Genomic DNA, 22,364 nt, shown 5'->3' with positions numbered 1-22,364 from the left:
ATCGACGATCGCATTATGTACCGTAAAATTAAGAATTTGCTGGCTTGCGAGGAACGGGATTCCGAAAAAGATCGGTAAAATGAAAAACATCTACTCAGGCGTTACGGGCAGCGGGTAACATGACCCGGTTCCCTGGTATGAAAATACCGGAGCGTATTTTTATACAATAAAAAATGCCTCTACCAGGGAATCTGTTACTTCGTCACATTGCCCCTGGCGTGCCTGTCAGGGGCCTCTTTTTCTGCGCAAAAAGCGACCCCGTCAGAGAGGCCGCCCGACGATCAGGCTTGCGCCTGCTGAGGCGCGACTTCAGCCTCGGGTACCTCATTCTGCGACAGACCTTCATTTTTTGACAGCATCGCCGTCGCAATCCCGTTACCCAGCACGTTAATCGCTGAACGCCCCATATCGAGGAAATGGTCAATCCCCATCAGCAGTAAAATACCCGCCACCGGAATATTGAAGCTCGGGATGGTCGCCGCCAGCACCACCAGCGCCGAACGCGGCACCCCGGCAATCCCTTTCGAAGCCAGCATCAGCGTCAGCATCATCACGGTAATCTCGCTAAAGCTCAGCTGAATATTGTAAGCCTGGGCGATAAACATGGCGGCAAAAGAGCAGTACACCATTGAACCGACCAGATTAAAGGAGTAGCCAATTGGCAGCACAAACGACGCGATATTACGCGAGCAGCCAAATTCCACCAGACGCTCCAGGGTCTTCGGATAGGCCGCCTCGGAGCTGCTGGTCGTGAACGCCACCAGCACCGGATCTTTGAGCATGTTCAGCAGGCGAAAAACCTCTTTTTTGAGCACCATATACCCCACCGCCAGCAGCACCGCGCTGGTCAGCAGAATCGCGACATAGTATCCGCCGATAAACGAGGCGTAATTAAGCAGGATCCCCAGCCCCTGCGAGGCGATAACCGAAGAGATCGCGGCGAAAATCGCCAGCGGCGCGACGTACATCACGTACCCGGTCACCTTCAGCATAATATGGGAAACCACGTTCAGCGCCGCCACCAGCGGGGCGTTGAATTTCTCCCCCAGCGATGCCCCGGCAATACCGAAGAACATCGAGAACACCACGATTTGCAGAATCTCGTTGTTGGACATCGCCTCGGTAATGCTGGTGGGGATGGTATGGGTCAGAAAGCCTTTCAGGCTCATCCCGCTCACCGCCAGCCCGGTATCCACGGACTCTTTCGGGATCGCCAGGTTCAAACCGGCGCCGGGATGCTCGAGGGTAACAATCACCAGCCCGACCAGAATGGAGAGAATGGACGAGGTAATAAACCATACCATGGCTTTACCGCCGACCCGCCCAATGGTCGCCGTTTCGCCCAGCCGCATAATGCCCACCGTCAGGGTACTGAACACCAACGGCGCAATGACCATCTTAATCAGGCGCAGAAACACGTCGGTAAGTAGCGTAATGTTTTCCGACCATGCGGTAATGGTCGTTTGCCCGGCGTAAGCGTGGATGGCCGCGCCGGAGAGGATCCCCAACAGCATGAAGATGACGATGAACAGCGTGAGTTTGTTTGCACTTGCCACAAAAATTAACCCCTGATTTATTTAACGTGTTGTTTTTTAATGTATATATGCTTTATTTATTGGAATACATTAAATATTCACCACATAAATTGAATAAAAGCAGGCGGGGTTACAACTCTTTTTTAGTTTTTATAGTAAAAGTTAATGTGCTCGTTGATGTGCATCAAACCGTGTCGCGCCGCCGGTAAGATGAAAAAGGCGCCGGCGTCAGAGGACAACCGGCGCAAAGAGGCATTAGTGTTTTACGGTATCCTCCAGGAAGAAACGTCCCAGCGGATTCTGATAAAAACCGTCGATATTTTTGCGGCTGACGTTGCGGTACGGGCTGTAATACAGATCGACCCAGTTCACGTCGGCCTTGGCCATTTTTTGCAGGTCGATATACATCTGCTCGCGCTTTTTACTGTCCATTTCAACGCGCGCGGCGGCCACCAGCGCTTTAACCTGGTCGTTATGATAGCGGGTCATATAGTTCATATTGGCATCGTGACCCAGCACGAAGGTGGTTTTCTGATCGGGGTCGAGAATATCGTTGGTCCAGTACATCACCGATATATCGTACTCCCCGGCCACCAGCATATCCCAGCTCTGGCTCGGGTCGACTTTTTGCAAATTCACCGTCACCCCGGCTTTTGCCAGCTGCTGTTGTAGCAAAATGGCAATTTGCTCATCGACTTCATCCCCGGCATTGACCACATAGTTCAGCTTCAGGTCGGCAGCGCCCGCCGCTTTCAGCATCGCTTTGGCCTTTTGCGGATCGTATGGCCGGCGAAGATTATCCTGATAGTGGTAAAGCGCTCCGGCGGGAATATAGGAATTGGCCACCTGACCGTAGCCAAAGGTCACGGTTTTCACAATCGCGTCTTTATCAATCGCGAAGTCCAGCGCCTGACGGACTTCCACCTTGCCCAGCGCGCCGTGAGAATGATTGATCAGCAGATGGTCCTCGCGAGTAGAAGGATCCAGCTCCACCTTCAGATTGGCATCCTTTTGTAACGATGCAATGCGCGAGAAAGGCACGGTCAGCGCGGCGTCAAGTTCGCCGGCCTGCACTTTCAGCATGCGGGTATTGTCGTCCGGAATGGTTAACCACTCCACGCCATCCAGGCTGACGTTTTTCGCCTGCCAGAAGTTCGGGTTCTTCACCAGCACGATCTTTTCTCCGCGCAGCCACTCTTTCACGCTAAACGCGCCGGAGCCCACGGGCTTTTCGGCAAACGCCTCTTCGCCTTCCGCCTTCATCGCCTGCTGGGAAATCACCGAAGCGTTCGGCAGCGCCAGCTGCGATAAGAACGGCGCTGAAGGCGATTTCAGCGTCACCACCAGCGTGCGCGGGTCCGTGGCTTCCGCTTTGGCAATAATGCTATAGGAATCCCGCCACAGCGAGCCTTCATCATCGCGGATACGGATCAGGCTAAACGCCGCATCGCTGGCGGTCAGCGGCGTACCGTCCGAGAACCGGGTTTCGCGAATTTTGAAGGTATAGACTTTGCCATCCGGGGAAATCGTCCAGCTCTCGGCCACGCCCGGCTCCAGCTTCGTCCCGCTTTTATCCACCCGCACCAGCGGGTCAAAGACGTTGGAAAAGACCCAGTTATCCGCATTTTGCGCCGATTTTATCGGGTCAAACGTGGTGCTGTCCTCCCGGCGGCCAATGGTCAATACGCCGGCCGCCTGAGCTATTTCACTCACCACGCTGAGCGCCAGAAAAACGCTCGCCGCCAGTAACTTAATCTGCCTGTGCTTCATCAAAAGATCCCCCAGTTAACGGAAAAACGGTCTCATCGCCCGCGAGGTTGAGCACGCAGGCATAAGCGCGATCGGCAATCTGCCGGGTTGGTGGTGGTGCGCCGGTGCGGCACTGCACCTGCGCATAAGGGCAGCGCGGATGAAATGCACAGCCTTGTGGAACGGCTACGGGACTGGGCGGCTCGCCCCCCAGCAAATTTTTCGGCAGCGGTTTATCCGGGTCGATTTCCGGGATCGCCGAGACCAGCGCGGCGGTATAGGGATGCAGCGGTCGAGTGAAGACCGCTTCTGCCGGCCCCTCTTCCACAATTCTCCCGAGATACATCACCGCAACGCGATCGCAGAGTCGCCGCACAATCGCCAGATCGTGGGCGATAAACAGAATCGCCAGCCCCATCTTTTCCCGCAGATCCATCAGCAGGTTGACGATCTGTCCCTGAATAGAGACGTCCAGCGCCGCGACGCACTCATCGGCCACGATCAGCCGCGGCTCCATGGCCAGCGCTCTGGCAATACCGACGCGCTGGCACTGGCCGCCGCTTAGCTGAGACGGTTTCGCGCTGGCCTGCTGCGGACGCAGGCCGACCAGGGTGAGCAGTTCCGCAACCCGCAGCGCTTCCTGCCCGCGCGGGACTTTCTGATGCACGCGCAGCACCTCGGAGATGCTTTCTCCTACGGTCTGCCTGGGATTCAACGAGGCATAGGGATCCTGGAAAATCATCGCGCTTTGCTGGCGCAGACGGGCAATATCGCTGGTTAAGCCATGGGTAATGCGCTGTCCGGCGAACCGCACCTCGCCATCGGCAACCCGTTCAAGCTGTAACAGCGCTCGGCCAAGCGTGCTCTTACCGCTGCCGGATTCGCCGACAAGGCCCAGCGTCTCGCCAGGAAAGATCTGCATCGTGACCCGGTTTACCGCGTGTACGACCCGCTTCGGCCGCCAAAGGCCGCCGGAAACCGGGAAGGTGACGCAAAGATTATCGGCCTCAAGCAGCGGCCAGCGAGCGTTAACCATTATCCCTCCTGCCGTGCTGGCAAAATGTGATGGCAGGCCACCGCGTGGCTATGGCAATCCTGCCCGTAACGCAGCAATGGCTGGCTCTGACACGCCTCATCGGCGCGGCGGCAGCGCGGGTGAAAGCGACACCCTGATGGGAAGTGGTCGGCGCTGGGCGGCTGGCCGTCGATGATCGTCAACCTCCCCTGCCCGCCTTCGCTGGCCGGCTGACAATCAATGAGCCCGCGGGTATAGGGATGCAGGGGCCCGCCAAGCACTTCGCGTTTGCCGCCCACTTCACACAGCCTGCCGCCGTACATCACCGCAATCCGGTCGCAGGTTTGCGCCACCACCCCGAGATCGTGGGTGATCATAATGACCGCCAGCCCCAGCTCGGCGCGCAGATCGCTGAGCAGGCGCAGAATCTGCATCTGCACGGTGACATCCAGCGCGGTGGTCGGTTCGTCGGCAATCAGCAGCCGCGGTTCCGGCGCGAGGGCAACGGCGATCATCGCCCGCTGGCGCATGCCGCCGGAAAATTCGTGCGGATAGCTATTGAGCCGATTCTGCGGGTCCGGGATACCGACCTGGCGCAGCAAGGCCAGCGCATCCTCCCGCGCCTGACGGCGGTTTGCCGCAAAGTGAAGGCGGCGACTTTCTGCAATCTGTTCTCCAATGGTCATCACCGGATTGAGATGGCTGGTCGGGTTCTGGAAAATCATACCGATTTCCCGGCCGCGCACCGCCGACATTTGCCCTTCGCTGAGGGACAAGATATCCCGGCCGTCCAGCAGAACCTCACCGCCGGTAATCCGCAGTCCGGCCCCCGGCAGCAGGCGCATCAGCGCCCGGCAGGTCACGGTTTTTCCCGACCCGCTTTCGCCAACCAGCCCAAGCATCTCCCCGGCTTCAAGCGTTAACGAGACGTTATCCACCAGCGCGACATCCTCGCCGCGCATGACCGTCAGCTGATTTACCTTCAGCAAGCTCATACGCGTTCCCCTAGCTTATCGCCCAGCCCATCGGCCAGCAGGCTGAAGCCCATCGCCAGCAGCACGATGGCAAGCCCCGGAAAGGTGGTTATCCACCATGCGGTAGTGATAAAGCTCTGCCCTTCGGCCACCATAATCCCCCATTCGGCGGTAGGAGGCTGCACGCCGAGCCCGAGATAGCTCACCGAGGCCCCGTTCAGCAGCACCAGAACGCAGTCGGACATCGAAAAAATGATGGCTCCGGTTAGCGCATTGGGCAGCAGATGGCGGAACAAAATCCGCAGATGGCCGTAGCCCAGACTGCGGGCCGCCAGAATAAAATCGCGCTGTTTCAGCGTCAGTACCTGAGCGCGTACCAGCCGGGCGTAGGAGACCCAGCCCACCATCGCCATCGCCATATAAAAGCTGCTCAGCCCCGGCCCGAGGATGGCGATAATCGCCAGCATCAGCACCAGAAACGGAAAGGCCAGCACGATATCAATAACCCGCATCACCAGCGCGTCGGCCACGCCGCCGAGATAGCCCGCCAGCGCCCCCAGGGTGGTGCCGAGCATAAAGGGGAACAGGACCCCCAGCAGGCAGATTTGCAGATCGACCCGCGCCCCCCACAGCACGCGGGAAAAAACGTCGCGGCCAAAGTTGTCGGTACCGAAGAGATGCGCGCCGCCCGGCGGCAGCAGACTGGAAGAGGCGTCCTGGGCAATCGGATCGAACGGCGCTATCCACGGCGCCAGACAGGCGACCAGTAGCCATAGTCCGACTATCGCCAGCCCGGCGAAGAGCGCCCGCTGACGCAGGCGGGAAAAGGTCGCTATCGCCTTCATAGTTTTATCCTTGGGTCGAGGGCCACGGTCAGAATATCCGCCAGCAGGCTGACCGCCACGGTGGCAAGGGCAAAGACCATTACCACGCCCTGCACCACCATATAGTCGCGGCTAAAAATCGCCTTAACCAGCAGCTGTCCGAGGCCGGGGATAGCAAACACGCTTTCAATCACCACCGTACTGCCTATAAGCCAGCCAATATTCACCGCCAGCAGATTGATGGTCGGCACCAGCGAGTTCGGCAGCACGTGCCGCCAGAAGATACGTCTTTCCTGCTGCCCGCGCGCCCGGGCCGCCACCACATAGTCGCTATTCATCTCCATCAGCAGGCTGGCGCGCAGGTTGCGAATCAATACCGCCGACAGCGCCAGCGCCACGGTCAGGCACGGCAGAACCATATGGTGCAGCTGGTCTAAAAAATCGCTGCCGTAGCCGGAGACCGGAAACCAGCCAAGCACGATACTGAACAGCAGAATCAGCATGATGCCGAGCCAGAATGCCGGGAATCCGAGCCCGGCGGTCGTAAACAGACGAATCAACCGATCGGCGAGACGCCCGCGCTGGCGTGCGGCTATCGCCGCCAGCGGCACCGTCAACGCTACCGCCAGCAGAACGCTGCCGAGCACCAGCCACAGCGTCGGTTCCAGCCGCGAGGCAATCAGCTTCAGGGTATCCACCCGGTATACAATCGACTTCCCCAGCTCGCCCTGCAGCAGGTTGCGCAGAAAATAGCCGTACTGAACCCACAGCGGTTCATCAAGGGCAAACTGCGCGCGAATGCGGGCCAGCGCCGCCGGCGTGCTGCGCACCCCCAGCAGAATACGCGCCGGATCGCCGGGGATCGCGCGCACCATCATGAAGGTGATCAGGCTGATACCCAGCAGAACCGGCAGCAGCTGTAGCGGGCGAAAAAGCAGAAAGCGGTAACGATGCATTAACAGCCTCCCGCGTCGCGCTGGCGCGCCAGAAAATCGAGCAGCACCGGGTAGTAAGCCTGCGGCTCTTCGTAAAACGGCATATGGCTGCTGTTGGCAAAAATGGCTATTTCAGCGTTCGCCAGCCCCTGCTTCATTTTCAGGGCGCAGGCGGGCGTCAGTTCATCGTGCTGGCCGCTGGTGATCAAACAGGGCACACGGATTGACGCCAGCTCAGCGCTGCGGTTCCAGTTTTTTAAATTACCGGTATAGAGGAATTCGTTCGGCCCCTGCATGGTGATATACGGGCCCATATTCCAGTCCCCAAGCGAGCGGATAACCGGCTCTGGCCAGACGTCAAGGCGGCACACGTGACGGTAATTCAGCAGCGTAATCGCCGCCTGATAGGCCGGATGGTCTAGCCAGCCGAGCGCTTCGTAGCGCTGCATCATCGCGACGGTTTCTGGCCCCAGCGCCCCGCGCAGACGGTTCAGCTCCTGCACCAGATGCGGCATATCGGCGACGGTGTTTTCCAGAATCAGCGAGCGAATTGCGCCAGGATGGTGCAATGCCACTTCAATCGCCAGCCATCCGCCCCACGAGTGACCAAGCAGATGCACCTGACCAAGGCCCAAAGTCCGGCGGACGGTCTCCACTTCACGCACATAGCGCGCCATCGTCCACAGGCTGGCGTCATCCGGCCGGTCGGACTTTCCGGTCCCCAACTGGTCAAAGGCGATCACCCGATAGCCGTGCTGTTTCAGACAAGCGTGGGCTTCACGCAGATAGTCGCAGGGCAGCCCCGGTCCGCCGTTGAGGCAGAGAATGGTTTCATCGCCGTCGCCAAACTGATAGGCCACGACGTTATAGCCTTCCACCGCAATGTTATGGCACCGGTCGGGCGCTATTTCGCTCCACATGGTCTATTCCTCATCGTCGATGGTAAGAGGGTTGGGGTCTGTCTTAACGCTAACGGCAACCCCGGACGCTGAACAGTTAGCAAAAATACTAGTTTTGCGCCGCGCCGGAACGGCATCGGAATTGCATATCTTTGGGCCAGCTACTGACGGATTTGCACAAATCGTGCCCGTCGCAGGTCTCGTTTTAGGTGAAGGGGGTTATATGCGACTGGAGTTTGACCACCCCGGCAGCGCGCGGGCGGCCAGCCTGGATGACGCATTCAGCGGGCTTTTTCAGCACACCCGGAGGTTGGGATTTGAGGCGGTGATTTACGATTACACGCCGGTTCCGCGTTCTCTGGAAGGAGAACTGATTACGCCCTCGCTGCTGAAAACGTTCAACGTGCCGGAAGATATGCGCCAGCTATGGTGCGAGCGCGGATATTACCAGGTGGATCCGGTACAGCACTGCGCGCTCGAGAGCTGCGCGCCTTTTGTCTGGTCCTATCAACGGCCGGACAGCAGCATGCTGCGCGGGAGGCTGGACAATCATCCCACCGCGGTCACCGACTATATGCGCGAACACAATATGCCCTGCGGCGCGACGGTTCCCCTGCATCTCCCCAACGGAGGGTTCGTGACCCTCACCGGCATCCATACCGGCCAGCGTCAGGAGCGGGAAATCAGCGCCACCCTGGCGCAGCTGATGCTGCTCGCCTGGCAGTTTCAGGAGTCCGCCTTCCCGCTGTTCGACAGCGCTATGCTCACCTGCCATCACGTCAAGCTGAGCAACCGCGAGCGCGAATGCCTGGCGTGGTCCGCCGAGGGGCTTACCGCCAAAGAGATCGCCCGCAAGCTGCATCGCTCGGTGGCGACGGTGACGCTGCATCTCAATACCGCGGCCAAAAAGCTGGGCGCCAGCAACCGCGTGCAGGCGGTGGTCCGCGCCCTGCACTACCGTCTGCTCGACAGCTAAGAACTAGCATTTTTGCTAGTGTTCAGCCGCGGTTGCCAGCCTTTACCCTGAAAGCCGGTCCACTTAGCAGGGTAAAGATGATTCATGTATACCATCCGCGAAGGTTACGCCCCGTTTCGGCACTATCAAACCTGGTTTCGCGTTTGCGGCGATATCGATAGCGGACTCACGCCGCTGGTCGTCGCCCACGGCGGGCCGGGGTGCACGCATGATTACGTCGATGCGTTCCGCGATATCGCCCTCAGCGGGCGAGCGGTGATCCACTACGATCAGTTAGGCAACGGGCGTTCAACCCATTTACCGCAGCAGCCCGCCGACTTCTGGCAACCGGCGCTGTTTCTTGACGAACTGGCTAACCTGCTGCTGCATCTCAATATTGCCGATAATTACGCCCTGCTCGGCCAATCTTGGGGAGGTATGCTCGGCGCGGAGCACGCCGTGACGCAGCCAAAGGGGTTAAAGGCGCTGATTATCGCCAACTCCCCGGCATCGATGGCGCTGTGGCTGCAGGGGGCGGCAAAGCTGCGGGCGCAGCTGCCCGCCGACGTCCAGCAGACGCTGCTGGACCATGAGGCGGCAGGAACGCTGGACAGCGCGGAATATAAGGCGGCAAGCGCTGTATTTTATCAACGCCACGTCTGTCGGCTCGATCCCTGGCCGGCGGAAGTGCGGCGCACCTTCGACGCCATGGATGCCGACCCGACGGTTTATCACGCCATGAATGGCCCCACCGAATTCCACGTTATCGGCAGCATGAAAGCGTGGACGATTATCGACCGCCTCGCGCGCATTACGGTTCCGGTTCTGCTGCTTTCCGGGCGCTACGATGAAGCCACGCCGGAAGTGGTACAGCCCTTTATGGACCATATCTCCGGCGCCGAGTGGGTCATTTTCGAAGCTTCGAGCCATATGCCGCACGTCGAAGAGCGCGAGCTGTGCATGAAGACGGTAAACGACTTTTTAGGCCGAGCGATATCATAAAAGCCGCTTACAGCGCCAGTCCGCCTCCGCCGCTGAAGGGCCGCTCGCCGGCGATTTTCATCACTTCAGCCCCTAAAGTGACAAACGGCGCCCGACGGCTGGCATAAATCAGGCCGCCCGATGTCGGCCGCACCGCTTTGACCATATCGGTCAGCGGATCGATGATTTCCGCGACGACATCGTCGGCGCTGACCCACTCGCCGGGATGTTTTAGCAGCACCAGGATGCCGGTCGCCGGCGCGGTGACAATCTCCCCGGCGGCAAACGGCAGCATCACCGTTTCCTGCTGCGGAACCTCGGGCCTGGCGCCCGCCAGCACGCCGCGGTACTGCAGGTAACGGTAAATACGTTCGGCGTCGTCGCAGGCGGTGGCGTGATTCACCTCCTGCTGGCCGCGCAGCTCGACGGTCACCGCCATGCAGCCGGGCTGCTGCTGGCGCCACGACGGATTCCTCGCGCAAAGACGCTGCCACGGCAGGCCGCAGGCTTCATCAAACGAGTTGCCCCCGCTCTCCTGCGACAGCAGCACGGCGCCAATACCGAGGAAAGCCGCCAGAACTTTCGCCTCGCGTTGCCAGGCCGGGTCGGCATAGAGGTGCAAAATCGCCTGGTCATCGCAGTGCAGATCGAGCACCAGATCGGCATCGCAGGCGAGGCTCAGCAGATGGTGGCGCAGGGCCTGCGCCTCGCTCGCGGAGGGAAGCGCCGCCAGCGCCTCCCGCATCGCCGCGCGCACCCGCTGCAGATACTCGGGGCGCGTACCGGGCAAATCCGCCGGTAAACCGGCCTGCGCCAGCGCCGCCAGATCGGGAAAATCGCGGTTAAAATTGCGCCCGCTCGCCAGATCGAAACGGCCAATACCGCTGCTGAGCAGCACCTGGGCCAGCCCCGGCGGGTTGGCTACCGGCACAAGAATGATTTCGCCGCGCAGTTCGCCGCGCCGTTCCGCCTGGCTGAGTAATCTTTTAAGATAATGCAGAACCAGCATGCCCGGGATTTCATCGGCGTGCAGCCCCGCCTGCAGATAGACCTTCTCTCCCGTGCCGGGCGCGCCGAAATGAAAATGGCTTAATTGCCGCTGCCCACCGAGTGCATGTTCAGGTAATGTATAGTGTTTAATTTTCATTGGACGTCCTGGTTGTGGAAAAGAAAGCCCGGCTTGACCGTATCGATCATAAGATCCTTGAAATTCTGCGCCGGGATGGCCGCATTTCTTATCAGAAGCTCTCGGAGCAGGTAAACCTCACCGCCCGTCCATGCCTGGAGCGGGTGCGCGGCCTCGAGCGCGACGGCATTATTCGCGGCTACAGCGCCATTGTAGAACTGCCCGAGCCGGAGCACGCGTTTGTGGTACAGGCGCAAATCGCGCTGGCCGACCACGGGCGCTCGCAGCCGGTGTTTGAACAGGAGATGCGCCAGACGCCCGAAGTGCTGGACTGCTGGCTGGTCAGCGGCAGCTTCGACTTTCTGGTACGCATCGGCTGCCGCAGCATGGCGCACTACTGCCAGCTGGCGGATAGCTGGCTGACCAGTAAAAAGTTTCACGTCGATAAAATCGTCACCCTGACCGAACTGCAGGCCATTAAGCGCTCCTGACTAGCCGCGCCGGATAAACGCCAGCCAGCGCCGCTCGGCGCGGGAAAAGGCGAAAATCAGCATAAAGGTGCAGAGCAGATACAGCGCCGCGGCCATCAGAAACGGAATAAACGGCGAATAGGTCATGGCGTAGAACGCGCGGGCCACGCCGGTAATATCCAGCAGGGTGACGGTGCTGGCCAGCGACGTGGCGTGCAGTAAAAAGACCATTTCATTATTCAGCGCCGGGATCCCGCGTCTGAGCGTCGCAGGCAGCACCAGACGACGAATAATCTGCCATTTCCCCATCCCGTAGGCCTCCCCGGCGACCCACTCCTGGCGCGGAAAGGTCACCATCATCCCCGCCAGCAGCTCCGCGACGTACGCGGCAGTGTTGAGGACCAGCGCCAGCGTGGCGCAGAAGGTCGCATCGCGGAACAACAGCCAGAACGGCTGGTCGTTCATCCAGCCCGTCTGCACGATATCGAACTGCGACAGGCCGTAGTAAATCAGCATCAGCTGGAGATAGAGCGGCGTGCTGCGGAAAAAATACGTAAAACCACGGATGGGCAGCGCCAGCGCGCGCGGTCCATACACCTGCCCCACCGCCATCGCTATCGCCAGCGCCATCCCGGGAACGATGGAGAGCAAAAACAGCTCCGCCGTGACCGCCAGCCCGCTGGCGGCGCCGTTGCCGTCGCTCCACAAAAAGCTCGGGATCGCATCGAGAAAGGTTTGCAGATTCATAAGGCCGTCCCCGCCGTGGAAGAGCGCAGCGCGTAACGCTTCGCCAGGCGGCTGAAAAGCCAGCTGGAGAGCGCGGTAATCACCATGTAAATCAGCGAGACCAGAAAATAGAAGAGGAACGGCTTTTGCGTGGCGCGCCCGGCCTGTTCGGCCAGCCATACCATATCCTCAAGGCCCAGGATCGACACCAGCGCCGATGCTTTCATCAGCCCCAGCCAGTTGTTGTTGATGCCCGGGATCGCGAAGCTCAGCATCTGCGGCAGCATCACCCGGCGGAACACCGTCCACGGCCGCATCCCGTAGGCCTGCGCGGCTTCGGTTTGCCCGCGATCGACGGTCAGAAAGGCGCCGCGAAAGGTCTCGGTGTAATAGGCGCCGAAAACAAAGCCGATCGCCAGCACGCCGGAGATAAAGGTATTGAAGCGCACCGGCCCGAGCCCCACCAGACCCAGCAGCAGGTTCACCAGCATCTCGCCGCCGAAAAACAGCAGCAGCATAATCACCAGCTCCGGGATACCGCGTACCAGCGTGGTGTAGGCGGTGGAAAACAGGCGCAGCCACGGCGGGCCGAAGAGCTTAATTAGCGAGTTAATCAGCCCCAGCAGCAGAGCGACCAGTAATGAAGAGAGCATCACGCACAGCGAAAGCGCCGCGCCGCGTAACAACAGGGGTAAATAGTCTGCGACCATATTCAGCCTTCCGCGGAGGTCGTAAAGGGGCGCAGGCCATCACCCGCGCCCGCATCTTCACGACTTATTTGCCATAAATATCAAAGCTAAAGTATTTTTTCTGGATCGCGTCGTAGGTGCCGTCGGCGCGGATTGCCTTAATGGCGCCGTTCAGCGCATCGCGCAGCGCCGGGTTGTCTTTATTCACCGCAATCCCCACGTCGGAGGAGATGCCGCCGTCCTGGATAACCGGACCGGCAAAGGCGAATTTCTGCCCGCGCGGGGTATCAATAAAGCCGGTCGCCGCCTGGATATTATCCTGCAACGCGGCGTCGATTCGCCCGGAGAGCAGGTCGAGGTAGACGTTATCCTGGTTAGCGTAACCGACAATTTTCACGCCATGATTGGCCCAGTTGGCCTTCGCAAACGCTTCATGTGTGGAGCCAGTCTGGACGCCTACGGTTTTGCCTTTCAGGCTGGCGACGTCAGGCAGCAGCGGGCTGCCTTTGCGCGCCACCAGCTGCGCCGCGCTGCGGTAGTAGCGGTCGGTGAAATCCACTTCCTTTTTACGCTCATCGGTAATATTGAGCGAAGCGATAATGGCATCGAACTTATGCGCGTTGAGGGCGGCGATCATGCTTTCGAACGGCTGCTTCACGAAAACGCATTTGGCTTTTAGCTGGGTGCACAGCGCATTGGCGATATCAATATCAAAGCCGGTAATTTCACCGCTGGGCGCCAGCACGTCAAACGGCGGATAGCCGCCATCGACGCCAAAGCTGATGGTGTCAAACTGCTGGGCGGCCAGCGGCGCGCTGAGCGCCATGCAGGCCAGTAGTGCGGCAAGGCGTATTTTCATTTCGATCTCCCCGGTGTTGGCGCGGTGATTAAAAACGCAGTGAGAGGCAGGTCAGGCCGCCATCCATTTTCTTAAATTCGCTGGTGTCGAGCTGCACGATAGGCATTCCCAGCTTGCTGATTTCGCCCAGGGTATAGGGGTAGCCCTGCGGCGTAATTAAGGTATCGTTGATCCACAGCGTATTTCCGGCGTAGGCCTCCTCTTCCGGGATCACGATGCTGTTGAAGCCGCTAAACGCCGGATGGTTAACGTAGCCTTCCGTCAGCAGCAGCGTATTGCGGCCCACATAGTTGACGATCGATTTCAGATGCAGACCGGCGCTCACTTCAATCGCCGCGACCTGATAGCCGTGCGGCTCAACGGCGGCGGCAAACTCGCGGATCCCCTGCTCATCGGTGCGCGCCGTCAGGCCGATAAAAAACTGCTTATCCACTAACAGCACGTCGCCGCCGTCCATATGCCCGCGCTCGCTCATCCGCGCCAGCGGACGGAACCCCGCCAGCACCGGCGCAATGGTATCGACCTCGCCCTGACGGCTCGGCGCGCCCGGATGGGTGATCACCGCCAGTTCCGGCATCACCACCGCGGTATCTTCAACAAAGTGCGCATCAGGATAATCCGCAGCCGCGGGCAGTACGGTGACCTTCAGGCCAAGCTGCAGCAGGGTTTCCACATAGGCGAGAAACTGGCGGGTGGTGGCGGCGATATCCGGCGCGCCCAGCCGGGCGGTAGTTTGTCCTGCGCCGCAGGTGGCGGCCGGGAGACGGGCGATAGCTTGGGTAAAATGCATAAAGAACCCTCTGGTAGTGGTCGCATTGCTTAAGGCAAAATCGTGAGTGAATTTGATTATCAAACAGATGCCGCCGCCAATCAGGCTGAATCACTTTCCGGGGCCGCTTATTCACGCTGTATATCAGTTCAGATTCGACGTATTCCGCTGTGACCCTTAAGAAACAGCGGATGACGGGCAATAACTAACCTGATTCATCGCCCGGCTAAGCAAAATCATTAAGCGAATTTTACGCCTAACTATTCACCGTAACCGGCTCTGCGAAAAGCGTTTTTTACAGACATATCTGGACAGTCTTTTCATAATTCCTCCATTTTTAAGCAGCGTTCGCTGGCTAAACTAGTATCATTCCGTGAAACGTTTCAGGATGAGATAGCAAATTAATGAAAGGTAGCAATAAAAGCCGTTGGGCTGCGGTGCTGGTGGTCGCGATCGTCGCGGGCGCCGCGTACTGGTTCTGGCAGGGTCGCGAAGCGGCAAACAGCGGCGCGCCGACGGCATCAGGCGCGCGTCAGCAGGGGCCCGGAGGCGGACGCCCCGGTCGTTTTGGCGCCGCCCTCGCGCCGGTACAGGCGGCCACCGCCACCAGCGAAGCGGTACCCCGCTACCTTTCCGGCCTCGGCACCGTGACGGCGGCGAATACCGTCACCGTCCGCAGCCGCGTCGACGGCCAGCTGCTGGCCATCCACTTTACCGAAGGCCAGCAGGTCAAAGCGGGCGATCTGCTCGCGGAAATCGACCCCAGCCAGTTTAAAGTCGCCCTCGCCCAGGCCGAAGGCCAGCTGGCGAAAGATCGGGCCACCCTGGCCAACGCCCGTCGCGATCTGGCGCGCTACCAGCAGCTGGTCAAAACCAATCTGGTTTCCCGGCAGGAGCTGGACACCCAGCAGTCGCTGGTCAGCGAAACCCAGGGTACGATCAAAGCGGACGAAGCCGCCGTCGCCAGCGCCCAGCTGCAGCTGGACTGGAGCCGCATCACCGCGCCAATCGACGGCCGGGTCGGCTTAAAACAGGTGGATATCGGCAACCAGATCGCCAGCGGCGACACCACCGGGATTGTGGTGCTGACGCAAACCCACCCGATCGACGTGGTCTTTACGCTGCCGGAAAACCAAATCGCCACGGTGGTACAGGCGCAAAAGGCGGGGAAAAAGCTGGCTGTCGAAGCCTGGGACCGCACCAATAAACAGAAAATCAGCGAAGGCTCACTGCTGAGCCTCGATAACCAGATTGACGCCACCACCGGCACCATCAAGCTGAAAGCGCGCTTTACTAACCTGGACGATGCCCTGTTCCCGAATCAGTTCGTCAACGCCCGTATGCTGGTCGATACCGAGCAGAACGCGGTGGTGATCCCAACCGCCGCGCTGCAAATGGGTAACGAAGGCCATTTCGTCTGGGTACTGAACGATGAGAACAAGGTCAGCAAGCACACCGTCACGCCGGGTATTCAGGACAGCCTGAAAGTGGTGATCAACGCCGGGCTTTCCGCCGGCGATCGCGTCGTAACCGACGGTATCGACCGTCTGACCGAAGGCGCAAAAGTTGAGGTCGTCGAAGCCCACGATGCGGCAACCGCCGCCGAGCCGGAAAAAGCCACCAGCCGCGAGTACGGTAAAAAAGGAGCGCGCTCCTGATGCAAGTGTTACCGCCGAGCAGCACGGGTGGCCCTTCCCGTCTGTTTATCATGCGCCCGGTCGCCACGACGCTGTTAATGGTGGCCATTATGCTGGCCGGGATTATCGGCTATCGTTTCCTGCCGGTTTCGGCGCTGCCGGAAGTGGACTACCCGACGATTCAGGTGGTAACCCTCTATCCCGGCGCCAGCCCGGACGTGATGACCTCGTCGGTGACCGCCCCGCTGGAGCGCCAGTTTGGCCAGATGTCCGGCCTCAAGCAGATGTCTTCCCAGAGCTCCGGCGGCGCGTCGGTGGTCACGCTCCAGTTCCAGCTCACGCTGCCGCTGGACGTCGCGGAACAGGAAGTACAGGCAGCCATCAACGCCGCCACCAACCTGCTGCCTTCTGACCTGCCTAACCCGCCGGTCTACAGCAAAGTTAACCCCGCCGATCCGCCGATTATGACCCTCGCGGTCACCTCTTCCGCCGTGCCGATGACCCAGGTCGAGGATATGGTGGAGACCCGCGTGGCGCAGAAAATCTCCCAGGTTTCCGGCGTCGGGCTGGTCACCCTCGCGGGCGGCCAGCGCCCGGCGGTACGCGTCAAGCTCAACGCCCAGGCCATTGCCGCCCTCGGGCTGACCAGCGAAACGGTGCGCACCGCGATAACCAGCGCCAACGTCAACTCGGCGAAGGGGAGTCTTGACGGCCCGTCGCGGGCGGTGACCCTCTCCGCCAACGATCAGATGCAGTCGGCGGAAGATTACCGCCGGCTGATTATCGCTTATCAGAACGGCGCGCCGATTCGCCTCGGCGACGTCGCCACCGTGGAACAGGGCGCGGAAAACAGCTGGCTCGGGGCATGGGCGAACAATCAGCGGGCGATCGTCATGAACGTTCAGCGCCAGCCGGGGGCCAACATTATCTCGACCGCCGACAGCATCCGCCAGATGCTGCCGCAGCTCACCGAAAGCCTGCCGAAATCGGTTAAAGTACAGGTGCTTTCCGACCGCACCACCAATATCCGCGCCTCGGTCAGCGATACCCAGTTCGAGCTGATGCTGGCCATCGCCCTGGTGGTGATGATTATCTACGTCTTTCTGCGCAACGTCCCGGCGACGATTATTCCCGGCATCGCCGTACCGCTATCGCTGGTCGGCACCTTTGCGGTGATGGTATTTCTCGATTTTTCGATTAACAACCTGACGCTGATGGCCCTGACCATCGCCACCGGCTTTGTGGTCGATGACGCCATCGTGGTGATTGAAAACATCTCGCGCTATATCGAGAAAGGCGAAAAGCCGCTGGCCGCCGCCCTGAAAGGGGCCGGAGAGATTGGCTTTACCATTATCTCGCTGACCTTCTCGCTGATTGCGGTGCTGATCCCGCTGCTGTTTATGGGCGATATCGTGGGCCGTCTGTTCCGCGAGTTCGCCATTACCCTGGCGGTGGCGATCCTGATTTCCGCGGTGGTGTCGCTGACCCTGACGCCGATGATGTGCGCCCGCATGCTGAGCCACGAGTCGCTGCGCAAGCAGAACCGCTTCTCGCGCGCCAGCGAGCGTTTCTTTGAGCGGGTGATTGCCGTCTATGGCCGCTGGCTGAGCCGGGTGCTGAATCATCCGTGGCTGACCCTGAGCGTGGCCCTCGGTACCCTGGTGCTGTCGATTATGCTGTGGGTGTTTATTCCGAAGGGCTTCTTCCCGATTCAGGACAACGGCATTATCCAGGGGACGCTGCAGGCGCCGCAGTCGGCGTCGTTCGCCAACATGGCCGAGCGCCAGCAGCAGGTGTCGGCGGCGATACTCAACGATCCGGCGGTGGAAAGCCTTACCTCCTACGTCGGCGTCGACGGTACCAACCCGGCGCTCAACAGCGCCCGCCTGCAAATCAACCTTAAGCCGCTGGACGAGCGCGACGATCGCGTGCAGACGGTGATCGGCCGCCTGCAGAACGCGGTGAGCGGCATTCCCGGCATTGAGCTTTACCTCCAGCCGACGCAGGATCTGACCATTGACACCACCGTCAGCCGCACCCAGTACCAGTTCACCCTGCAGGCCAACTCGCTGGACGCGCTCAGCAACTGGGTCCCGCAGCTGCTGGCCCGGCTGCAGGCGCTGCCGCAGCTCTCCGACGTCAGCAGCGACTGGCAGGATAAGGGCCTGGCGGCGTATATCAACGTTGATCGCGATAGCGCCAGCCGTCTCGGCATCAGCATGGCGGACGTCGATAACGCGTTGTATAACGCCTTCGGTCAGCGCTTAATCTCCACCATTTATACCCAGGCGAATCAGTACCGCGTGGTGCTGGAGCATGATACCCAGGCCACGCCGGGGCTGGCGGCGCTGGATAATATTCGTCTGACCAGCAGCGACGGCGGGATTGTGCCGCTGAAATCCATCGCCAGCGTCGAGGAGCGCTTTGCCCCGCTATCCATAAACCATCTCGATCAGTTCCCGGTTACCACCATCTCGTTTAACGTGCCGGACAACTATTCGCTGGGCGATGCGGTCGAAGCGATTCTTGGCGCCGAACAGGCGCTGGCGTTCCCGAGCGATATCCGTACCCAGTTCCAGGGCAGCTCGCTGGCCTTCCAGTCGGCGCTTGGCAGCACCGTCTGGCTGGTGGTTGCTGCGGTGGTGGCGATGTATATCGTCCTCGGGGTACTGTATGAAAGCTTTATTCATCCGATAACGATTCTCTCCACCCTGCCGACGGCGGGCGTCGGCGCGCTGCTGGCGCTATGGCTGGCGGGGAGCGAACTGGACGTTATCGCGATTATCGGCATCATTCTGCTGATCGGCATCGTCAAGAAAAACGCCATCATGATGATCGACTTCGCGCTGGCCGCCGAACGCGAGCAGGGCATGCCGCCGCGCGAGGCGATCTACCAGGCCTGCCTGCTGCGCTTCCGCCCGATCCTGATGACCACCCTCGCCGCCCTGCTGGGCGCACTGCCGCTGATGCTCAGTACCGGCGTCGGCGCGGAGCTGCGGCGTCCGCTGGGGATTGGCATGGTCGGCGGTCTGATGCTCAGCCAGGTGCTGACGCTGTTCACGACTCCGGTTATCTACCTGCTGTTCGACCGGCTGTCGCTGTATATGAAGAGCCGGTTCCCGCGGCGTGAGGAGGAGGCGTAGGTGAAGTTTTTCGCCCTCTTCATTTACCGTCCGGTGGCGACGATTCTGATTTCGCTCGCCATTACCCTGTGCGGCATCCTCGGTTTCCGCCTGCTGCCGGTGGCGCCGCTGCCGCAGGTGGATTTCCCGGTCATCATGATCAGCGCCTCGCTGCCCGGCGCGTCGCCGGAGACCATGGCCTCTTCGGTGGCGACGCCGCTGGAGCGCTCTTTGGGGCGGATTGCCGGGGTCAATGAGATGACCTCCTCCAGCTCGCTCGGCAGTACGCGCATCATTCTTGAGTTCAACTTTGACCGCGATATCAACGGCGCGGCCCGCGACGTGCAGGCGGCGATTAACGCCGCGCAAAGCCTGCTGCCGAGCGGCATGCCGAGCCGTCCGACCTACCGCAAAGCCAACCCGTCAGACGCGCCGATCATGATCCTCACCCTCACCTCGGATACCTGGTCCCAGGGTGAACTGTACGACTTCGCCTCTACCCAGCTGGCGCAGACCCTTGCCCAGATTGACGGCGTCGGCGACGTCGACGTCGGCGGCAGTTCGCTGCCCGCGGTGCGCGTCGACCTCAACCCGCAGGCGCTGTTTAACCAGGGCGTATCGCTGGACGCGGTGCGCACCGCCATCAGCAACGCCAACGTACGTAAACCGCAGGGGGCGCTGGAAGATGCCACCCACCGCTGGCAGGTGGCGACCAACGACGAGCTGAAGACCGCCGCCGAATACCAGCCGCTGATCGTGCACTATAACAACGGCGCGGCGGTGCGCCTCGGCGACGTCGCCAACGTCACCGATTCGGTGCAGGACGTGCGCAACGCCGGGATGACTAACGCCAAACCGGCGATTTTGCTGATGATCCGCAAGCTGCCGGAAGCCAATATCATCGAGACGGTGGACAGCATTCGCGCCCGCCTGCCGGAGCTGCAGCGCACCATCCCGGCCTCTGTCGATCTGCAAATCGCCCAGGACCGCTCGCCGACCATCCGCGCCTCGCTGGAGGAAGTGGAGCAAACGCTGGTCATCTCGGTGGCGCTGGTGATCCTCGTGGTCTTCCTCTTCCTCCGCTCGGGGCGCGCGACGCTGATCCCGGCGGTGGCGGTTCCGGTTTCGCTGATCGGCACCTTTGCCGCCATGTACCTGTGCGGCTTTAGCCTTAACAACCTGTCGCTGATGGCGCTGACTATCGCTACCGGCTTCGTGGTCGATGACGCCATCGTGGTGCTGGAAAATATTTCCCGCCATCTGGAAGCCGGCATGAAGCCGCTGCAGGCGGCGCTGCAGGGGAGCCGGGAAGTCGGTTTTACCGTGCTGTCGATGAGCCTGTCGCTGGTGGCGGTGTTCCTGCCGCTGCTGCTGATGGGCGGCCTGCCGGGAAGGCTGCTGCGCGAATTCGCCGTTACCCTGTCGGTGGCGATTGGCATTTCGCTGGCGGTCTCTCTGACCCTGACGCCGATGATGTGCGGCTGGCTGCTGAAAAGCGGCAAGCCCCACGAGCCGACGCGCAAGCGCGGGGTTGGCCGCCTGCTGGTGGCGATTCAGGGCGGATACGGCAAATCGCTGAAGTGGGTGCTGAAGCACAGCCGCTTAACCGGACTGGTGCTGCTTGGCACCATCGCGCTGAGCGTCTGGCTCTATATCTCAATTCCCAAAACCTTCTTCCCGGAGCAGGACACCGGGGTGCTGATGGGCGGTATCCAGGCGGACCAGAGCATCTCGTTCCAGGCGATGCGCGGCAAGCTGGAGGACTTTATGAAGATCATTCGTGAAGATCCGGCGGTGGACAACGTCACCGGTTTTACCGGCGGCTCGCGGGTCAACAGCGGAATGATGTTTATCACCCTCAAGTCGCGCGATGAGCGCCATGAAACGGCGCAGCAGATTATCGATCGGCTGCGGAAGAAGCTGGCCAAAGAGCCGGGGGCCAACCTGTTCCTGATGGCGGTACAGGATATCCGCGTCGGCGGCCGTCAGGCCAACGCCAGCTACCAGTATACGCTGCTGTCGGACGACCTTGCGGCGCTGCGGGAATGGGAGCCGAAAATCCGCAAAACGCTGGCGGCGCTGCCGGAGCTGGCGGACGTCAACTCCGACAGCCAGAATAACGGCGCGGAGATGGATCTGATCTACGATCGCGATACCATGTCGCGGCTCGGCATCAGCGTGCAGGACGCCAACAATCTGCTGAACAACGCCTTCGGTCAGCGGCAGATCTCAACCATCTACCAGCCGCTGAACCAGTATAAAGTGGTGATGCAGGTCGACCCGGTCTACACCCAGGACGTCAGCGCCCTCGATAAGATGTTTGTGATCAACAGCGAAGACAAGCCGATTCCGCTCTCCTATTTCGCCAAATGGCAGCCGGCTAACGCGCCGCTGTCGGTGAACCACCAGGGGCTGTCGGCGGCGTCGACCATCTCCTTTAACCTGCCTACCGGCAAGTCTCTGTCGGAAGCCAGCGACGCCATCAACCGGGCGATGACCCAGATTGGCGTGCCGTCCAGCGTCCGCGGGTCCTTCGCCGGGACCGCGCAGGTGTTCCAGGAGACCATGAACTCGCAGGTGATCCTGATTCTGGCAGCCATCGCCACGGTCTACATCGTGCTGGGGATCCTCTATGAGAGCTACGTTCATCCGCTGACCATTCTGTCGACCATTCCGTCCGCGGGCGTCGGCGCGCTGCTGGCGCTGGAGCTTTTCGATGCCCCGTTCAGCCTAATCGCGCTTATCGGGATTATGCTATTAATTGGCATCGTGAAGAAAAACGCCATCATGATGGTCGATTTCGCCCTTGAGGCGCAGCGCAACGGCAACCTGCCGCCGGAAGAGGCGATCTTCCAGGCCTGTCTGCTGCGCTTCCGGCCGATAATGATGACCACCCTGGCGGCGCTGTTCGGCGCGCTGCCGCTGGTTATCTCCGGCGGCGATGGCTCCGAGCTGCGCCAGCCGCTGGGGATTACCATTGTCGGCGGCCTGGTGATGAGTCAGCTGTTGACCCTGTACACCACGCCGGTGGTCTATCTGTTCTTCGACCGTCTGCGGCTGCGTTTTTCGCGAAAAGTCCCTCAACCGGTAAGCGAATAA

The 22,364-nt window shown here is 60.5% G+C and carries 18 protein-coding genes; 6 read left to right on the top strand and 12 right to left on the bottom strand.

The window, feature by feature from the left end; genetic code table 11:
• Positions 1 to 281 precede the first annotated feature (281 nt).
• From JLG71_RS08940 to JLG71_RS08910, 7 genes are all read right to left on the bottom strand, one after another.
• Positions 282 to 1,556 (bottom strand): dicarboxylate/amino acid:cation symporter, encoded by a 1,275-nt coding sequence (locus tag JLG71_RS08940; protein ID WP_004852509.1) that lies wholly within the window; start codon positions 1,554 to 1,556, stop codon positions 282 to 284.
• A gap of 234 nt (positions 1,557 to 1,790) precedes the next feature.
• On the bottom strand, positions 1,791 to 3,305 hold the full coding sequence (locus tag JLG71_RS08935) for an ABC transporter substrate-binding protein (protein WP_025107772.1): 1,515 nt from the start codon (positions 3,303 to 3,305) through the stop codon (positions 1,791 to 1,793).
• On the bottom strand, positions 3,286 to 4,320 hold the full coding sequence (locus JLG71_RS08930) for an ABC transporter ATP-binding protein (RefSeq protein ID WP_014230084.1): 1,035 nt from the start codon (positions 4,318 to 4,320) through the stop codon (positions 3,286 to 3,288). The genes JLG71_RS08935 and JLG71_RS08930 overlap by 20 nt, the downstream gene beginning before the upstream one ends.
• Entirely contained in the window at positions 4,320 to 5,294 is a 975-nt protein-coding gene (locus tag JLG71_RS08925; protein ID WP_014230085.1) for an ABC transporter ATP-binding protein, read from the bottom strand. Before JLG71_RS08925 ends, JLG71_RS08930 begins: the two co-directional genes overlap by 1 nt.
• Positions 5,291 to 6,118, bottom strand: coding sequence for an ABC transporter permease (locus JLG71_RS08920; protein WP_200914123.1), 828 nt, complete (start codon positions 6,116 to 6,118; stop codon positions 5,291 to 5,293). Before JLG71_RS08920 ends, JLG71_RS08925 begins: the two co-directional genes overlap by 4 nt.
• On the bottom strand, positions 6,115 to 7,053 hold the full coding sequence (locus JLG71_RS08915) for an ABC transporter permease (RefSeq protein ID WP_004852520.1): 939 nt from the start codon (positions 7,051 to 7,053) through the stop codon (positions 6,115 to 6,117). Before JLG71_RS08915 ends, JLG71_RS08920 begins: the two co-directional genes overlap by 4 nt.
• Positions 7,053 to 7,952, bottom strand: a complete 900-nt coding sequence (locus JLG71_RS08910) for a proline iminopeptidase-family hydrolase (RefSeq protein ID WP_014838968.1) — start codon at positions 7,950 to 7,952, stop codon at positions 7,053 to 7,055. The genes JLG71_RS08915 and JLG71_RS08910 overlap by 1 nt, the downstream gene beginning before the upstream one ends.
• Positions 7,953 to 8,154: 202 nt before the next feature.
• Between JLG71_RS08910 and JLG71_RS08905 the strand changes: the two genes are divergently transcribed.
• Together JLG71_RS08905 and JLG71_RS08900 are read left to right on the top strand one after the other, a co-directional pair.
• A complete protein-coding gene (locus tag JLG71_RS08905; protein ID WP_016946944.1) occupies positions 8,155 to 8,907 on the top strand; it encodes a helix-turn-helix transcriptional regulator in 753 nt (250 codons plus the stop codon).
• 84 nt (positions 8,908 to 8,991) lie between these two features.
• The gene (locus JLG71_RS08900) at positions 8,992 to 9,888 is read left to right on the top strand and encodes a proline iminopeptidase-family hydrolase (RefSeq protein ID WP_085520768.1); all 897 of its coding nucleotides are present in this window, start codon (positions 8,992 to 8,994) and stop codon (positions 9,886 to 9,888) included.
• 7 nt (positions 9,889 to 9,895) lie between these two features.
• Here JLG71_RS08900 and JLG71_RS08895 read toward each other — a convergent pair whose 3' ends face one another.
• Entirely contained in the window at positions 9,896 to 11,014 is a 1,119-nt protein-coding gene (locus JLG71_RS08895; RefSeq protein ID WP_200914121.1) for a succinylglutamate desuccinylase/aspartoacylase family protein, read from the bottom strand.
• 14 nt (positions 11,015 to 11,028) lie between these two features.
• On the opposite strand from JLG71_RS08895, the gene JLG71_RS08890 reads away from it, so the two are divergent.
• On the top strand, positions 11,029 to 11,484 hold the full coding sequence (locus tag JLG71_RS08890) for an Lrp/AsnC family transcriptional regulator (protein ID WP_025107779.1): 456 nt from the start codon (positions 11,029 to 11,031) through the stop codon (positions 11,482 to 11,484).
• Here the strand turns inward: JLG71_RS08890 and JLG71_RS08885 are convergent, their stop codons facing one another.
• The 4 genes from JLG71_RS08885 to JLG71_RS08870 all read right to left on the bottom strand — a co-directional run bounded on the left by JLG71_RS08885 (position 11,485) and on the right by JLG71_RS08870 (position 14,527).
• On the bottom strand, positions 11,485 to 12,210 hold the full coding sequence (locus JLG71_RS08885; protein WP_014230092.1) for an ABC transporter permease: 726 nt from the start codon (positions 12,208 to 12,210) through the stop codon (positions 11,485 to 11,487). It abuts the gene before it with no gap.
• Entirely contained in the window at positions 12,207 to 12,899 is a 693-nt protein-coding gene (locus JLG71_RS08880) for an ABC transporter permease (RefSeq protein ID WP_016946939.1), read from the bottom strand. The genes JLG71_RS08885 and JLG71_RS08880 overlap by 4 nt, the downstream gene beginning before the upstream one ends.
• Positions 12,900 to 12,963: 64 nt before the next feature.
• Positions 12,964 to 13,737 (bottom strand): ABC transporter substrate-binding protein, encoded by a 774-nt coding sequence (locus tag JLG71_RS08875; protein WP_014838973.1) that lies wholly within the window; start codon positions 13,735 to 13,737, stop codon positions 12,964 to 12,966.
• 28 nt (positions 13,738 to 13,765) lie between these two features.
• The gene (locus tag JLG71_RS08870; protein WP_014838974.1) at positions 13,766 to 14,527 is read right to left on the bottom strand and encodes a dimethylarginine dimethylaminohydrolase family protein; all 762 of its coding nucleotides are present in this window, start codon (positions 14,525 to 14,527) and stop codon (positions 13,766 to 13,768) included.
• A 383-nt stretch (positions 14,528 to 14,910) separates the two neighbouring features.
• Here JLG71_RS08870 and JLG71_RS08865 point away from each other — a divergent pair, with 383 nt between their 5' ends.
• The 3 genes from JLG71_RS08865 to mdtC are packed head-to-tail and all read left to right on the top strand — an operon-like array spanning position 14,911 to position 22,364.
• Complete coding sequence (locus JLG71_RS08865) at positions 14,911 to 16,164, top strand: MdtA/MuxA family multidrug efflux RND transporter periplasmic adaptor subunit (RefSeq protein WP_014230096.1); 1,254 nt, start codon at positions 14,911 to 14,913, stop codon at positions 16,162 to 16,164.
• Positions 16,164 to 19,286: an MdtB/MuxB family multidrug efflux RND transporter permease subunit gene (locus tag JLG71_RS08860; protein WP_014838976.1), complete on the top strand. Its 3,123-nt coding sequence runs from the start codon at positions 16,164 to 16,166 to the stop codon at positions 19,284 to 19,286. The genes JLG71_RS08865 and JLG71_RS08860 overlap by 1 nt, the downstream gene beginning before the upstream one ends.
• A complete protein-coding gene (gene mdtC / locus JLG71_RS08855; RefSeq protein ID WP_109240875.1) occupies positions 19,287 to 22,364 on the top strand; it encodes a multidrug efflux RND transporter permease subunit MdtC in 3,078 nt (1,025 codons plus the stop codon).

Source organism: Klebsiella michiganensis (assembly GCF_015139575.1).
Classification (GTDB): domain Bacteria; phylum Pseudomonadota; class Gammaproteobacteria; order Enterobacterales; family Enterobacteriaceae; genus Klebsiella; species Klebsiella michiganensis.
The sequence above is the reverse complement of the archived record's forward strand: the minus strand, read 5'-3'. Positions and strand labels throughout refer to the sequence as shown.

Coding starts and splice junctions, on each gene's coding strand:
- JLG71_RS08930 (WP_014230084.1), bottom strand. CDS start 4,320: ATGGTTAACGCTCGCTGGCCGCTGCTTGAGGCCGATAATCTTTGCGTC.
- JLG71_RS08915 (WP_004852520.1), bottom strand. CDS start 7,053: ATGCATCGTTACCGCTTTCTGCTTTTTCGCCCGCTACAGCTGCTGCCG.
- JLG71_RS08895 (WP_200914121.1), bottom strand. CDS start 11,014: ATGAAAATTAAACACTATACATTACCTGAACATGCACTCGGTGGGCAG.
- JLG71_RS08860 (WP_014838976.1), top strand. CDS start 16,164: ATGCAAGTGTTACCGCCGAGCAGCACGGGTGGCCCTTCCCGTCTGTTT.
- JLG71_RS08935 (WP_025107772.1), bottom strand. CDS start 3,305: ATGAAGCACAGGCAGATTAAGTTACTGGCGGCGAGCGTTTTTCTGGCG.
- JLG71_RS08885 (WP_014230092.1), bottom strand. CDS start 12,210: ATGAATCTGCAAACCTTTCTCGATGCGATCCCGAGCTTTTTGTGGAGC.
- JLG71_RS08910 (WP_014838968.1), bottom strand. CDS start 7,952: ATGTGGAGCGAAATAGCGCCCGACCGGTGCCATAACATTGCGGTGGAA.
- JLG71_RS08875 (WP_014838973.1), bottom strand. CDS start 13,737: ATGAAAATACGCCTTGCCGCACTACTGGCCTGCATGGCGCTCAGCGCG.
- JLG71_RS08920 (WP_200914123.1), bottom strand. CDS start 6,118: ATGAAGGCGATAGCGACCTTTTCCCGCCTGCGTCAGCGGGCGCTCTTC.
- JLG71_RS08865 (WP_014230096.1), top strand. CDS start 14,911: ATGAAAGGTAGCAATAAAAGCCGTTGGGCTGCGGTGCTGGTGGTCGCG.
- JLG71_RS08900 (WP_085520768.1), top strand. CDS start 8,992: ATGTATACCATCCGCGAAGGTTACGCCCCGTTTCGGCACTATCAAACC.
- JLG71_RS08925 (WP_014230085.1), bottom strand. CDS start 5,294: ATGAGCTTGCTGAAGGTAAATCAGCTGACGGTCATGCGCGGCGAGGAT.
- JLG71_RS08880 (WP_016946939.1), bottom strand. CDS start 12,899: ATGGTCGCAGACTATTTACCCCTGTTGTTACGCGGCGCGGCGCTTTCG.
- JLG71_RS08870 (WP_014838974.1), bottom strand. CDS start 14,527: ATGCATTTTACCCAAGCTATCGCCCGTCTCCCGGCCGCCACCTGCGGC.
- JLG71_RS08905 (WP_016946944.1), top strand. CDS start 8,155: ATGCGACTGGAGTTTGACCACCCCGGCAGCGCGCGGGCGGCCAGCCTG.